This is a genomic window from Kitasatospora sp. NPDC052896 (assembly GCF_044547075.1).
Taxonomy (GTDB): domain Bacteria; phylum Actinomycetota; class Actinomycetes; order Streptomycetales; family Streptomycetaceae; genus Kitasatospora.
On record NZ_JBITZU010000011.1, the window covers coordinates 45800 to 62093 of the forward strand.

General features: G+C 74.4%; 1 protein-coding gene. It reads right to left on the bottom strand.

All coding sequences use genetic code 11. From position 1 onward, the window contains the following. Positions 1-6 precede the first annotated feature (6 nt). Positions 7-16065 carry an SDR family NAD(P)-dependent oxidoreductase gene (locus ACIGXM_RS22620; RefSeq protein WP_396563603.1) on the bottom strand — a complete coding sequence of 5353 codons (16059 nt, stop codon included), beginning with the start codon at positions 16063-16065 and terminating at the stop codon, positions 7-9. Between the last annotated feature and the right edge of the window lie 229 nt (positions 16066-16294).

Below are 16294 nucleotides of genomic sequence, written 5' to 3' on the forward strand. Positions count from 1 at the left end.
CGGTGGTCAGGAGATGCCGAATTCCTTGCCGATGAAGTCGAAGAGGTCGTCATCGGTGGCCTCGTCGAGTTGCTCGGCGACGACGGCCTCCTCCTCGGCCGTGACCTGCTGGTCGTTCCACCGGGCGAGCAGTGCCTGCAGGCGGCCGGCGACCCGCAGGTGGCCCTCGCCGTCCGGCACCGTGCCCAGCAGCGCGGCTTCCAGCCGGTCCAGCTCGGCCAGCAGCGGCACGACCGCCTGGGCCGGGTCGGGCACGGTCTGCGCCCGCAGCAGGTCGACCAGGGCCATGGGCGTCGGGTAGTCGAAGACCAGGGTGGCCGGCAGTCGCAGGCCGGTGACCCCACCCAGGCGGTTGCGCAGCTCGACGGCGGTCAGCGAGTCGAAGCCCAGGTCCTTGAAGGCCCGGTCGGCCTCCACCGCGTGCGGCCCGGCGTAGCCGAGGACCGCCGCGACCTCCGAGCAGACCAGTTCCAGCAGGACGGCATCGCGCTCGGCATCGGGCACGCCCGCGAGCCGCTCGGCCAGGGTCGGGCCACTCGCCTCGACCGCGCGCCGCTTGGGCACCCGGACCAGGCCGCGCAGCAGCGGCGGCAGCAGGCCCGCCTCCGCCTGCGCCCGCAGACCGGCCAGGTCGAGGCGGACCGGCACCAGGACCGGCTCGCCGGACAGCGCCGAGGCGTCCAGCAGCGCCAGACCCTCCGCCGAGGAGAGCGGCAGCACACCGCCGCGCGCCATGCGCTCGACGTCGGCCGATCCCAACTCGCCCGCCATGCCGCCGTCCTCGGCCCACAGGCCCCAGGCCAGCGAGGCCGCCGGCAGGCCGGCCGCCCGGCGGTGCTGGGCGAGCGCGTCCAGGAAGCCGTTCGCCGCCGCGTAGTTGCCCTGACCGGCCGCGCCGAACACCCCGGCCGCCGAGGAGAACAGCACGAAGGCGGCGAGGTTCTGATCTCTCGTCAGCTCGTGCAGGTGCCAGGCCGCGTCCACCTTCGGCCGCAGCACGGCGTCCATCCGCTCGGGGGTGAGGGACGAGATCACACCGTCGTCCAGCACACCGGCGGTGTGCACCACCGCGGTCAACGGGTGCTCCAGCGAGCCGAGCAGGGCCGCCAGCGCGGCACGGTCGGACACGTCACAGGCGGCGAAGCTGGCGGAGGCGCCCAACTCGCCCAACTTGGAAGCGAGTTCGGCTGCTCCGGGCGCCTCGGCACCGCGCCGGGAGACCAGCAGCAGACGGCGTGCGCCGTACTCGGTGACCAGGTGCCGAGCCACCAGGCCGCCCAGCGAACCCGTGGCACCGGTCAGCAGGACCGTGCCCTGCGGGTCCACCGACGACAGGGTTCCGTCCGCCGCGAGCGGGACCCGCGCCAGGCGCGGCGCGAGGGCGGCACCGGCGCGCAGCGCGAGCTGCGGCTCACCGGCGTCGATCGCCCGCGACAGGGCGGCCAGCGAGCCGGCCTCCTCGTCCAGGTCCACCAGCACGATCCGGCCCGGATTCTCCGACTGCGCCGAACGCACCAGACCCGACACCGCGGCCGCGGCCAGGTCACGGACGTCCTCACCGTCACCGGCGGCCACCGCACCACGCGTCACCACGACCAGCCGCGAATCCGCGAACGCGTCCTCGGCCAGCCAGCCCTGCAGCAACTCCAGCGCACGGTGCACGGCAACATGGGTCGCCGCCGCCACGTCCACACCGTCAGACTGCGGCAGCAACGGCACCACCACCGTGTCCGGCAGCAGCTCGGCCAGCTTAATCAGATCATCACACCGCTCGGCACCCGCAAGCCCGAGGTCGTCATCGCCGAGCACCGCCACCACGCCGAGCGAGGCGACCGTCGGCAGTGCCACGGCCGTCCACTCCGGACGGAACAGCGCCTCGTGCCGACCTCCGCCACCACCCAACTGCTCCGGCGAGAAGGCCCGCAACACCAACGAGTCGACCGACGCCACCGGCACACCCGCCGCATCCGCGACCGCGAGCGACACCGCGTCCGCGCCGGCCGCGGCGATCCGCACCCGCAGCTCGGCCGCACCCGCCGCATGCAGCGACACACCCGACCACGCGAACGGCAGCCGACCCTGACCCGTCTCCTCCACCAGGCCGCCCAGACCGATCGCGTGCAACGCGGCATCCAACAACGCCGGGTGCAGACCGAACAGACCCGCCTCCGACCGGCTCTCCTCCGGCAACGCCACCTCGGCGAACAACTCACCGTCCCGACGCCAAGCCGCCCGCAGGCCCTGGAACACCGGACCGTAACCGAACCCGGCCAGGGCAAAACCGTCGTACAGCCCGTCGACCGCGACGGCCTCCGCACCGGCCGGCGGCCACTGCACCAGCTCGGTGGGCGCCTCGGCCGCGCCGACCGCGAGCAGGCCGTTGGCGTGCCGGGTCCACGGCTGGTCGAGCGGCGCGTCCTCGGCCCGCGAGTAGAGGCTGATGCCGCGCCGGCCGGTGCCGTCAGGCGTGCCCACGGTGACCTGCACCTGCACCGCGCCCTTGGCGGGGAGCACCAGCGGCGCCTCCAGCGTCAGCTCCTCCAGCAGCCCGCAGCCGACCTGCTCACCGGCCCGCAGCGCCAGCTCGACGAAGGCTGTACCCGGCAGCAGCACGGTCTCGGCCACCGCGTGGTCCGCCAGCCACGGGTGGGTGTCCAGTGCGAGCCGGCCGGTGAAGACGTGGTTGTCGACGTCCGCCAGGGCGAGGGAAGCGCCCAACAACGGGTGATCCGCCGTGCCGAGACCGGCGGAGGCGACGTCGCCGACCCAGCCGGTCAGCGGGCGGGGCCAGAAGTTCTCGTGCTGGAAGGCGTAGGTGGGCAGGTCGACGCGCCGGGCGCCGCGCCCGGCGAAGACCGCCGGCCAGTCCAACTTGCCACCCCGCACGAAGAGCTGAGCCAGCGCGGCGGTGAAGGTCTCCGCCTCCACCCGGTCGCGACGCAGCACCGGCGCGAACACCGCGTCCTCCGTCACGCACTCCTGGCCGAGCGCGGACAGCGTCCCGTCCGGACCCAACTCCAGGAAGGTGCGGACACCCTGGCCCTCCAGGGTCGCGACGGCGTCGCGGAAGCGGACCGCCTCGCGGACGTGGCGCACCCAGTACTCGGGCTCGGTCAGCTCGGCCGTCTGGTCCAGCGTCGAGACGATCGGGATCCGTGGCGCGTGGAAGGTCAGACCCACCACGACCGTGCGGAACTCCTCCAACATCGGGTCCATCAGCGGCGAGTGGAACGCATGGCTCACGGTCAGCCGCTTGGTCCGCCGACCCTCGGTGGTCAGCCGCTCCGCGACCTCCAGGACGGCCTGCTCGGCACCCGAAAGCACCACCGAGGTAGGCCCGTTGACCGCCGCGAGGCCCAACTCGGCCTCCCGGCCGGCCAGCAGCGGCAGCACCTCGTCCTCGGCCGCCTGCACCGCCACCATCGCACCACCGGCGGGCAGTTGCTGCATCAGCCGACCACGCGCCACCACCAGCTTCGCCGCATCCGCCAGCGACAACACACCCGCCACATGCGCGGCCGCGATCTCACCGATCGAGTGACCCGCCAGGAAGTCCGGGCGGACGCCCCACGACTCGACCAGCCGGAACAGCGCCACCTCGACCGCGAACAACGCCGGCTGCGTGTAAGCCGTCTCGTCGATCCGCTCACCCGCGAAGACGACATCCTTCAGCGACCGGTCCAGCTGCCCGTCCAGCTCCGCGCAGACCGCGTCGAACGCCGCCGCGAACACCGGGAACGCCTCGTACAGTTCACGGCCCATCCCGGCCCGCTGGCTCCCCTGACCCGTGAACAGGAACGCCGTCCGGCCCGCCGACCCGGCCCGACCGGCCACGGACCGCGCCGACGACTCACCACGGGCCAGCGCTTCCAGCGCGCCGCGCAGCTCGGCCGGCTCGCCGCCGATCACCACCGCCCGGTGCTCGAAGGCCGCCCGGGTCGTGGCCAGCGAGAACCCGACGTCCGCCAGGTCCGCGTCCGGCTCGGTCTCCAGCCGGCTCAGCAGCCGCTCGGCCTGCCCGCGCAACGCCTCCACCGTCCGCCCCGACAGCACCCACGGCACCGCCGACGTCCGCGCCTCGACCCCGTGCTGCCCGGGTATCTCCTCGACGGCCGGCGCCTGCTCCAGCAGAACGTGCGCGTTGGTGCCGCTGATGCCGAAGGACGACACCGCCGCGCGGCGCGGCTCGCCGCCCTGCGGCCACTCACGGGCCTCCGCCAGCAGCTCGACCGCGCCCGCCGACCAGTCCACGTGCGTGGACGGCTCGGTGACGTGCAGGGTCTTCGGCAGCACGCCGTGCCGCATCGCCATGACCATCTTCATGATCCCGGCGGCGCCGGCGGCGGCCTGGGTGTGGCCCAGGTTCGACTTGACCGAGCCGAGCCAGAGCGGGGAGTCGGCGTCCCGGTCCTTGCCGTAGGTGGCGAGCAGGGCCTGTGCCTCGATCGGGTCACCCAACCGGGTCCCGGTGCCGTGCGCCTCGACCACGTCGACCTGAGCGGCCGACAGCCCGGCGTTCGCCAGCGCCTGCTTGATCACCCGCTGCTGGGCCGGGCCGTTGGGGGCGGTCAGACCGTTGCTCGCGCCGTCCTGGTTGACCGCGCTGCCACGCACGATCGCCAGCACCGGGTGCCCGTTGCGCTCGGCGTCGGAGAGCCGCTCGACCAGCAGCATGCCCACGCCCTCGCCCCAGCCGGTGCCGTCCGCGTCGTCCGAGAACGCCTTGCACCGGCCGTCCACGGACAGTCCCCGCTGGCGGCTGAACTCCACGAAGGTGCCCGGCGTCAGCATCACGGTCACCCCACCGGCCAACGCCAGCGTCGACTCGCCCTGGCGCAGCGACTGGCAGGCCAGGTGCAGGGCGACCAGCGAGGAGGAGCAGGCGGTGTCGATGGTCATCGCCGGGCCCTCCAGGCCCAGCGTGTAGGACACCCGGCCGGAGGCCACGCTGCCCGAGGTGCCGGTGCCGACCTGGCCCTCCAGGCCCTCGACCGACTGTGCGAGCAGCATGCCGTACTCGTTGTACATCACGCCGACGAAGACGCCGGTCCGGCTGCCCCTGAGGGTGGCCGGGTCGATGCCGGCCCGCTCGAAGGCCTCCCAGGAGGTCTCCAGCAGCAGCCGCTGCTGCGGGTCGATCGACATCGCCTCGCGCGGGCTGATGCCGAAGAACGCCGGGTCGAACGCCCCCGCGCGGTGCAGGAAGCCACCCTCACGGGTGTACGAGGTGCCCGGGTGGTCCGGGTCCGGGTGGTACAGGTTCTCGACATCCCAGCCACGGTCCTCCGGGAAGAAGGAGACCGCGTCCCGCCCGTCGGCCACCAGGTCCCACAGGCCCTCGGGCGAGGCCACCCCGCCCGGGAACCGGCAGGCCATGCCGACGATCGCGATCGGCTCTCCGTCGTCCTGGCTCCCCATGTCCACCATGGCGGCCGCCGTGGCCGGCAGCCCGGCGCCGGGGAGCGAGCCCAGCAACTCGGTGCCCAGCAACTCGGCGAGCGCGGTCGGGGTCGGGTAGTCGAAGACCAGGGTGGCCGGCAGTCGCAGGCCGGTGACCCCGCCCAGGCGGTTGCGCAGCTCGACGGCGGTCAGCGAGTCGAAACCGAGCTCCTTGAACGCCCGGGTGGCGTCCACCGAGGCGTGGTTCGGGTAACCGAGGACCGCCGCGACCTCCGCGCAGACCAGCTCCAGCAGCGCGGCGTCGCGCTCGGCCTCGGAGAGCGCCACCAGCCGCTGTGCCAGCGCCGAACCGGCCAGTCCGCCGGCCGCACCGGCGCTCGTGGCAGTGCGCCGCACCGGTCCGCGGACCAGACCGCGCAGCAGCGGCGGCAGCAGGCCCGCGGCGCCCTGGGCCCGCAGGCTCGCCAGATCCAGCTGAACCGGGACCAGCAGCGGCTCGGGCGACCGCACGGCCACGTCGAAGAGCAGCAAGCCGTCCTCCGCGGTCAGCGCCGTGACGCCGCCGCGCGCCATCCGCTCGACGTCCGAGCGGACCAGGGCGGCGGCCATGCCGCCGTCCTCGGCCCACAGGCCCCAGGCCAGCGAGGCCGCCGGCAGACCGACCGCCCGGCGGTGCTGGGCGAGCGCGTCCAGGAAGCTGTTGGCGGCGGCGTAGTTGCCCTGGCCGGCCGCGCCGAACACCCCGGCCGCCGAGGAGAACAGCACGAAGGCGGCGAGCTTCTGATCCTTCGTCAGTTCGTGCAGGTTCCAGGCCGCGTCGACCTTCGGCCGCAGCACGGCGTCGACCCGCTCGGGGGTGAGCGAGGAGATGATGCCGTCGTCCAGCACGCCGGCGGTGTGCACCACGGCGGTCAGCGGGTGTTCCAGAGAACCCAACAGCTCGGCCAGCGCGGCACGGTCGGACACGTCACAGGCCGCGACGGTGACCTCCGCACCCCGCGCCGCCAGGTCCGCCACCAGCTTGTCCACGCCCTCCGCCGCGCGACCGCGGCGCGAGACCAGCAGCAGCCGGCGCGCGCCGTACTCGGTGACCAGGTGGCGGGCGAACAGGCCACCGAGGGTGCCGGTGGCCCCGGTCAGCAGCACGGTGCCCTCGGGGTCCAGCGCCGGCGGGACGCTCTCGGCGCGCGCCCCCACCCGCACCAGGCGCGGGGCGAAGGCGGCACCGGCGCGCAGCGCGAGCTGCGGCTCACCGGCGTCGATCGCCCGCGACAGGACGGCCAGCGAGCCGGCCTCCTCGTCCAGGTCCACCAGCACGATCCGGCCCGGATTCTCCGACTGCGCCGAACGCACCAGACTCGACACCGCGGCCGCGGCCAGGTCACGGACGTCCTCACCGTCACCGGCGGCCACCGCACCACGCGTCACCACGACCAGCCGCGAATCCGCGAACGCGTCCTCGGCCAGCCAGCCCTGCAGCAACTCCAGCGCACGGTGCACGGCCACATGGGTGGCCGCCGCCACGTCCACACCGTCAGACTGCGGCAGCAACGGCACCACGAGCGTGCCGGGCGTCAGCTCCACGGCCGCGCCCAGCTCGGTGCAGCGCACCGCGTCGGCCAGGCCGAGGTCGTCGTCCCCGAGCACCGCCACCACGCCGAGCGAGGCGACCGTCGGCAGTGCCACGGCCGTCCACTCCGGACGGAACAGCGCCTCGTGCTGACCTCCGCCACCACCCAACTGCTCCGGCGAGAAGGCCCGCAACACCAACGAGTCGACCGACGCCACCGGCACACCCGCCGCATCCGCGACCGCGAGCGACACCGCGTCCGCGCCGGCCGCGGCGATCCGCACCCGCAGCTCGGCCGCACCCGCCGCATGCAGCGACACACCCGACCACGCGAACGGCAGCCGACCCTGACCCGTCTCCTCCACCAGGCCGCCCAGACCGATGGCGTGCAGCGAGGCATCCAGCAGCGCCGGGTGCAGACCGAACAGACCCGCCTCCGACCGGCTCTCCTCCGGCAACGCCACCTCGGCGAACAACTCACCGTCCCGACGCCAGGCCGCCCGCAGGCCCTGGAACACCGGACCGTAACCGAACCCGGCCAGGGCGAAATCGGCGTACACCGACTCGACGGAGACCGGCTCCGCGCCGGCCGGCGGCCACTGCGCCAGCTCGAAGCCCGGCGCCCGCTCGCCCTCCGCCAGCAGACCGGCCGCATGCCGCGTCCACAGTTCTCCCCCAGCCTGGAGGCTGGGAGATGCCCCCACGGCGAGCGCTTCCTCCGGCCGGGAGAACACCGACAGCTGGCGCCGGCCGGCCTCGTCGGGCGCGCCCACCGAAACCTGCACCTGGACGCCGCCGCGCTCGGGCAGGACGAGCGGCGCCTCCAGCGTCAGTTCCTCCAGCAGCCCGCAGCCGACCTGGTCGCCGGCCCGGATCGCCAGCTCGACGAAGGCCGTTCCGGGCAGCAGTACGGTCTCGGCCACCGCGTGGTCCGCCAGCCACGGGTGGGTGTCCACCGCCAGTCGCGCGGTGAAGAGCAGGCTGTCGGCGTCGGCCAGGCCCACGAAGGCACCCAGCAGCGGATGCTCGGCCAGGTCGAGGCCGAGTTGCGCGGCTGCCGCCTCGCCCACCAGGATCGGCGGCGCCTCCAGCCAGTAGCGCTCGTACTGGAAGGCGTAGGTGGGCAGCTCGACGTGCCCGGCGCCCAGCCCGGCGAAGACCGCCGGCCAGTCCAACTTGCCACCCCGCACGAAGAGCTGAGCCAGCGCGGCGGTGAAGGTCTCCGCCTCCACCCGGTCGCGACGCAGCACCGGCGCGAACACCGCGTCCTCCGTCACGCACTCCTGGCCGAGCGCGGACAGCGTCCCGTCCGGACCCAACTCCAGGAACGTGCGGACACCCTGGCCCTCCAGGGTCGCGACGGCGTCGCGGAAGCGCACCGCCTCGCGGACGTGGCGCACCCAGTACTCGGGGGTGGTGAGGTCAGCGGACTGGTCGAGGGTGGAGACGATCGGGATCCGCGGGGCCTCGAAGGTCAGACCCGCCACGACGGCCCGGAACTCCTCCAACATCGGGTCCATCAGCGGCGAGTGGAACGCGTGGCTCACCGTGAGCCGCTTCGTCTTGCGACCCTGCTCAGCCAGCTGCCCGGCCACCTCCAGCACGGCCTGCTCGGTACCCGAAAGCACCACCGAGGACGGGCCGTTGACGGCGGCGAGGCCCAACTCGGCCTCCCGGCCGGCCAGCAGCGGCAGCACCTCGTCCTCCGCCGCCTGCACCGCCACCATCGCACCACCGGCCGGCAGTCGCTGCATCAACCGACCACGCGCCACCACCAGCTTCGCCGCATCCGCCAGCGACAACACACCCGCCACATGCGCGGCCGCGATCTCACCGATCGAGTGACCCGCCAGGAAGTCCGGGCGGACGCCCCACGACTCGACCAGCCGGAACAGCGCCACCTCGACCGCGAACAACGCCGGCTGCGTGTAAGCCGTCTCGTCGATCCGCTCACCGGCGAACACCACGTCCTTCAACGGACGGCCCAGCTGCCCGTCCAACTCCGCACAGACCGCGTCGAACGCCTCGGCGAACACCGGGAACGCGCCGTACAACTCGGCACCCATCCCGGCCCGCTGGCTGCCCTGACCGGTGAACAGGAACGCCGTCCGGCCCGCCGACCCGGCCGTCCCCAGCACCGCGCGCGCCGCCCGTCCGCCGGCCGCCAGCGCGGCCAACTCCACGTCGAGCAGCTCGCGTTCGGCGACCGGCAGCAGAGCACGGTGCTCGAAGGCGCCACGCGTGGTGGCGAGCGACCAGCTGACGTCGAGCAGCGAGGACTCGGGCCGCTCGCGCAGGTGTTCACGCAGCCGCTCGGCCTGCGCGCGCAGTGCCTCGGGGCTCTTGGCCGACAGCACCACGGGCAGCACGCGCGCGGGGGCCACCGGGTCCGACTGGGTGGCCGCGGCGCCGCGCGGCGCGGGCGGCTCCTCGATGATGGTGTGCGCGTTGGTGCCGCTGATGCCGAAGGAGGAGACGCCGGCCCGGCGCGGCCGGCCGGTCTGCGGCCACTCGCGGGCCTCGGTCAGCAGCTCGACCGCGCCCTCGGTCCAGTCCACGTGCGTGGACGGCTCGGTGACGTGCAGGGTCTTCGGCAGCACACCGTGCCGCATCGCCATGATGACCTTGATGATGCCGGCGACGCCGGCGGCGGCCTGGGTGTGCCCGAGGTTCGACTTGACCGAGCCGAGCCACAGCGGCCGGTCGGCCGCACGCTCCCGGCCGTAGGTGGCCAGCAGCGCCTGCGCCTCGATCGGGTCACCCAGGGTGGTGCCGGTGCCGTGCGCCTCGACCAGGTCGATCTGGTCCGCGGTGAGCGCCGCCGAGGCCAGCGCCTGCTTGATCACGCGCTGCTGAGAGGGGCCGTTGGGGGCGGTCAGGCCGTTGCTGGCGCCGTCCTGGTTGATCGCCGAGCCGCGCACGATCGCCAGTACCGGGTGACCGTTGCGGCGGGCGTCCGACAGGCGCTCGATCAGCAGCATGCCGGCGCCCTCGGCCCAGCCGGTGCCGTCCGCGTCGTCGGAGAAGGACTTGCAGCGCCCGTCACGGGCCAGGCCGCGCTGGCGGCTGAAGTCGATGAAGGTGCTGGGGGCGGCCATCACGGTCGCACCACCGGCCAGCGCCAGCGAGCACTCGCCGGTGCGCAGCGCCTGGATCGCCCAGTGCAGGGCGACCAGCGAGGAGGAGCAGGCGGTGTCGACGGTGACCGCCGGGCCCTCCAGGCCGAGCACGTAGGAGACCCGGCCGGAGGCGATGCTGCCCGAGTTGCCGGTGCCGAGGTAGCCCTCGACGCCCGGCGGGATGGCGGGCAGGCGGGAGATGTAGTCGTGGTACATGATGCCGGCGAAGACGCCGGTCCGGCTGCCGCGCACGGTCTCCGGGTCGATGCCGGCGCGCTCGAAGGCCTCCCAGGAGGTCTCCAGCAGCAGCCGCTGCTGCGGGTCCATGGCCAGCGCCTCGCGCGGCGAGATGCCGAAGAAGGCCGGGTCGAACTCGCTGGCGTTGTGCAGGAAGCCGCCCTCGCTGGTGTACGAGGTGCCGGGGTGGTCCGGGTCCGGGTGGTAGAGGTTCTCCACGTCCCAGCCGCGGTCGGTGGGGAACGACGAGATGCCGTCGGTGCCGGCGGCGATCATCCGCCACAGGTCCTCGGGCGAGCGCACGCCGCCCGGGTAGCGGCAGGCCATGCCGACGATGGCGATCGGATCGTCGGTGAGGGCCGCCGCCGCGACGGGCGTGGCCTCGGCGGTGGCCTCGCCCAGGCCCAGCGCCTCGGTGAAGAGGTAGCCGGCGAGCGCGGCGGGTGTCGGGTAGTCGAAGACCACGGTGGCCGGCAGCCGCACGCCGGCCGCGGTGTTCAGACGGTTGCGCAGCTCGACCGAGGTGAGCGAGTCGAAGCCGGTCTCCCGGAAGGCCTTGGCCGGGTCGACGACGTGCGCGCCCGCGTGGCCGAGCACTTGGGCGACCTGGGAACGGACCAGTTCCAGCAGTTCGCGCTGCTGCTCCTCCTCCTCCAGCAGGAGCAGCCGCTTGACCAGCGAGGTGCCGGCGGCGGTGGCACCGGTGGCGGCCAGCCGGCGGGCCGGGGTGCGGACCAGGCCGGTCAGGACGGCGGGCAGCTGGCCGGTTCGGGCCTGGCGGCGCAGGCCGGCCGCGTCCAGCCGGATCGGGACGAGGGTGGCGGCGGGCTGGCCGAGCGCGGCGTCGAAGAGGGCCAGGCCCAGCTCGGTGGTGAGGGGGGCGACGCCGCTGCGGGTCATCCGCTGGACGTCGGCCTCGTCCAGGGTGCCGGCCATGCCGCCCGCCCACAGGCCCCAGGCCAGCGAGGTGGCCGGCAGGCCGGCCGCGCGGCGGTGCTCGGCGAGGGCGTCGAGGTAGGCGTTGGCGGCGGCGTAGTTGCCCTGGCCGGCCGCGCCGAGGACGCCGGAGGCGGAGGAGAACAGCACGAAGGCGCTCAGCGCCTGGTCCTTCGTCAGCTCGTGCAGGTTGAGCGCGGCGTCCACCTTGGGACGCAGCACGGTGTCGACCCGCTCGGGGGTGAGCGAGGAGATGATGCCGTCGTCCAGCACGCCGGCGGTGTGCACCACGGCGGTCAGCGGGTGCTCCAGCGAGCCGAGCAGTCCGGCGAGCGCCTCGCGGTCGGCCACGTCGCAGCCGGCGAGGGTCACCTGGGCGCCCAGCTCGCCGAGTTCGGCGGCGAGTTCGGCGGCACCGGGGGCCTCGGCACCGCGGCGCGAGACCAGCAGCAGCCGGCGCGCGCCGTACTCGGTGACCAGGTGGCGGGCGAACAGGCCACCGAGGGTGCCGGTGGCCCCGGTCAGCAGCACGGTGCCCTCGGGGTCCAGCGCCGGCGGGACGCTCTCGGCGCCCGCCCGCACCCGCACCAGGCGCGGGGCGAAGGCGACACCGGCCCGCAGCGCGAGCTGCGGCTCCCCGCTGTCGACCGCCCGCGACAGGACGGCCAGCGAGCCGGCCTCCTCGTCCAGGTCCACCAGCACGATCCGGCCCGGATTCTCCGACTGCGCCGAACGCACCAGACCCCACACGGCAGCCGAGGCCAGGTCACGGACGTCCTCACCGTCACCGGCGGCCACCGCACCACGCGTCACCACGACCAACCGCGAATCCGCGAACGCGTCCTCGGCCAACCACGTCTGCAGCAACTCCAGCGCACGGTGCACGGCCTCGCGCACCTCCCGCGCGGAGTGCGCGGCACCGGTGCCGGCGCCGATCGGCAGGTAGAGCGTGCCGGGCGCGTGGTCGTCGCCGTCCAGGCGGGCGGCCAGGGCGGCCAGCTGCCGCTGGGTGTCGACGCCGTGGCCGGCGGCCAGCAGCCCGGCGGCCAGGCCCAGCCGGTCACTGCCGACCACGGTGTGCCGCTCGGCCGGGGTGTCGGCGCCGTCGGGAAGCGTGAGGGTGGTCCAGGCCGGGGCGAAGAGGGCGTCGGCGAGCGCGGCGGCACGGCTGTCCCCGCCGGTCAGCTGCTCGGGGGCGAGCGGCCGCAGGATCAGGCTCTCCACCGTGGAGACCAGCGTGCCGGCGCCGTCCACGGCGGCCAGCGACACCGCGTCGGGGCCCGCGGGGGCGATCCGCACCCGCAGGGCGGCGGCACCGACCGCGTGCAGCGTCACCCCGCTCCAGGAGAACGGCAGGCGGCCCTGGGCGGGCTGCTCGCTCTCGGCGGCCCCGGCGCCGTGCAGCGCGGTGGCGTGCAGGGCGGCGTCGAGCAGTGCCGGGTGCAGGCCGAAGCCGGCGGCGTCGGCGGCGCTCTCCTCGGGCAGGGCGACCTCGGCGAAGACCTCCTGGCCGCGCACCCAGGCCGCGCGCAGGCCGCGGAAGGTCGGGCCGTAGCCGAACTCGGCCTCGGTGAGGGCCTGGTAGAAGTCGGCCAGGTCGACCGGGTGGGCGTCGGCGGGCGGCCAGCTGGCCGCGTCGAAGCCGACCTCGGGTGCGGCGGCCGTACTGCCGAGCAGGCCGTCGGCGTGCCGGGTCCACGGCTCGTCGTCGGCACCGTCCTCGGGACGGGAGTAGACGGTCAGCGGGCGCAGGCCCGCCGGGTCGGCCTGGCCGACCCACAACTGCACCTGGACGCCGCCCGCTTCGGGCAGCACCAGGGGTGCCTCCAGGGTCAGCTCCTCCAGCCGGTCGCAGCCGACGTGGTCGCCGGCGCGGATCGCCAGCTCGACGAAGGCGGTGCCGGGCAGCAGCACCGAGCCGGCCACCGCGTGGTCGGCCAGCCAGGGGTGGGTGGCGAGGGAGAGACGGCCGGAGAAGAAGAAGCCGTCGCTGTCGGCCAGCGCCACCGCGGCGCCCAGCAACGGGTGGTCGGCCGAGCCGAGACCGATCGCGCGGGCGTCGGCGGGCAGCGGGGCCGACCGGTCGATCCAGTAGGCCTCGTGCTGGAAGGCGTAGGTGGGCAGGTCGACCCGGCGGGCGCCGAGCCCGGCGAAGACCGCCGGCCAGTCCAGCCTGACGCCGCGGGCGAAGAGCTGGCCGACACCGGCGGTGAAGGTCTGCGCCTCCGGGCGGCCGGGGCGCAGGACCGGGGTGAAGGCAGCCTCGCGGGTGGCGCACTCCTGGGCCAGGGCGGTGAGGGTGCCGTCGGGGCCGAGCTCCAGGAAGGTGCGCGCGCCCTCGTTCTCCAGGGCCAGCACCGCGTCGTGGAAGCGGACGGCCTCCCGCACGTGCCGCACCCAGTAGTCCGGCGAGCACAGCTCCTCGGCGGTGGCGAGCCGACCGGTGAGGGTGGAGACGATCGGGATGCGCGGCGCGGCGTAGGTCAGGCGCTCGGCGACCGCGCGGAAGGTTTCCAGCATGCCGTCCATCAGCGGCGAGTGGAACGCGTGGCTCACGGTGAGCCGCCGGGTCTTGCGGCCCTGGGCGGCCAGCTGCTCGGCCACCTCCAGGACGGCCTGCTCGGTGCCCGAGATCACCACGGAGGCGGGCCCGTTGACGGCGGCGATGCCGATCTCACCGGCCCGGCCGGCCAGCAGCGGCAGCACCTCGTCCTCACTCGCCCGCACGGCCATCATCGCGCCACCGGCGGGCAGTTGCTGCATCAGCCGGCCGCGCGCGGCGACCAGGGCGGCGGCGTGGCCGAGCGAGAGCACGCCGGAGACGTGGGCGGCGGCCAGCTCGCCGATCGAGTGACCGGCCAGCAGGTCGGGGCGCACGCCCCAGGACTCGACCAGGCGGAACAGCGCCACCTCGAGGGCGAACAGCGCGGGCTGGGTGTAGCCGGTCTGGTGGATCAGCTCGGGGTCGGCGACGGCCTGCTTGAGCGGCCGCTCCAGGTAGGGGTCCAGCCCGGCGCAGACCGCGTCGTAGGCCTGGGCGAACACCGGGAACGCGTCGTACAGTTCGGCACCCATGCCGGGGCGCTGACTGCCCTGCCCGGCCAGCAGGTAGGCCACCTTGCCGGCCGAACCGGTGGTGCCCTGCGGCACGTTGGCCTCGCCGCGCACCAACGCGGCCAGTGTCTCGCGCAGTTCGGCACGGTCGGCACCGACCAGGACGGCGCGGTGCTCGAAGGCGGCGCGGGAGGTGGCCAGCGAGTAGGCGACGTCGGCGGTGGCCAGCTCGGGCTCGGCGTCCAGGCGCGCCAGCAGCCGCTCGGCCTGGTCGCCGAGCGCCTGCGCGGTGCGGCCCGACAGGACCCAGGGCACCACCGGGGTGCGCGGCGTGTCCGCGCTCCGCTCGGGCTCCTGCGCCGGGGCCGGTGCCTGCTCCAGGATGGCGTGCGCGTTGGTGCCGCTGAAGCCGAAGGAGGACACGCCGGCGCGGCGCGGCTCCTCGCGCTCGGGCCACTCCTGCTCGGTGGAGAGCAGCCGGACCGCGCCGGCGCTCCAGTCGACCACCGGCGAGGCCGCGTCGGCGTGCAGGGTGCGCGGCAGCAGCTCGTGCCGCATCGCCATCACCATCTTGATGACCCCGGCCACGCCGGCCGCCGCCTGGGTGTGGGCGATGTTGGACTTCACCGAGCCCAGCCACAGCGGGCGGTCCTCGGGGCGGTCCTGGCCGTAGGTGGCCAGCAGCGCCTGGGCCTCGATCGGGTCGCCCAGCGAGGTGCCCGTGCCGTGCGCCTCGACGACGTCGACCTGCTGGGCGGTCAGCCGGGCGTTCTCCAGCGCCTGCCGGATCACCCGCTGCTGCGCGGGGCCGCTGGGGGCGGTCAGGCCGTTGCTGGCGCCGTCCTGGTTGACGGCGGTGCCGCGCACCACGGCGAGCACCGGGTGACCGTTGCGCTCCGCGTCGGAGAGCCGCTCCAGCAGCAGCATGCCGACGCCCTCGCCCCAGCCGGTGCCGTCGGCCTCGGCGGAGAACGCCTTGCAGCGGCCGTCGGCGGCCAGGCCGCGCTGGCGGCTGAAGTCGACGAAGGCGTCGGGGGTGGACATGACGGTCACACCGCCGGCCAGGGCCAGCGTGGACTCGCCGCGGCGCAGCGACTGCACGGCCAGGTGCAGGGCGACCAGCGAGGAGGAGCAGGCGGTGTCGATGGTGAGCGCCGGGCCCTCCAGGCCCAGCGCGTAGGCGACCCGGCCGGAGGCGATGCTGGCCGAGCTGCCGGTGCCCAGGAACGCCTCGACGCCCTCCGGCACGGCGTGCAGGCGGGCGGCGTAGTTGTGGTAGATGACACCGGCGAAGACGCCGGTCCGGCTGCCCCGCAGGGTGACCGGGTCGATGCCGGCGCGCTCGAAGGCCTCCCAGGAGGTCTCCAGCAGCAGCCGCTGCTGGGGGTCCATCGCCATCGCCTCGCGCGGCGAGATGCCGAAGAACGCCGGGTCGAACTCGGTGGCCCCGTGCAGGAAGCCGCCCACGTTGACGTACGAGGTGCCCGGGTGGTCGGGGTCCGGGTGGTAGAGGTTCTCGACGTCCCAGCCGCGGTTGACGGGGAACCCGTCGACGGCGTCCCGTCCCTCGCTGACCAGCTGCCACAGCTCCTCGGGCGAGCCGACGTCGCCAGGGAGGCGACAGGCCATGCCGACGATCGCGATCGGCTCGTGGTCGGTGCTCTCCACCTCCTGGAGGCGCTGGCGGGTCTGCGCCAGGTCGGCGGTCACCCACTTGAGGTAGTCACGAAGCGTCTCTTCATTCGCCATCTAATTGCCCACCTCTTCAACGCATCCAGTCGGCTCACGTCGCGCTTCGACGGATCTCACCGACAGGAATTCGCAGCAATGACCCCGACGGCATGCGGCGGCCACCGACCGGAGTCCTCGGCGACCTCAGGCGACGGGAGCTTCGCCCAGGTCGCCTATCGCATTTCGCTATCCGAGATGATGGGTGGCGTTCCGACTGCCCCTCAACCCCTATCCGGCCCCTAGGAGC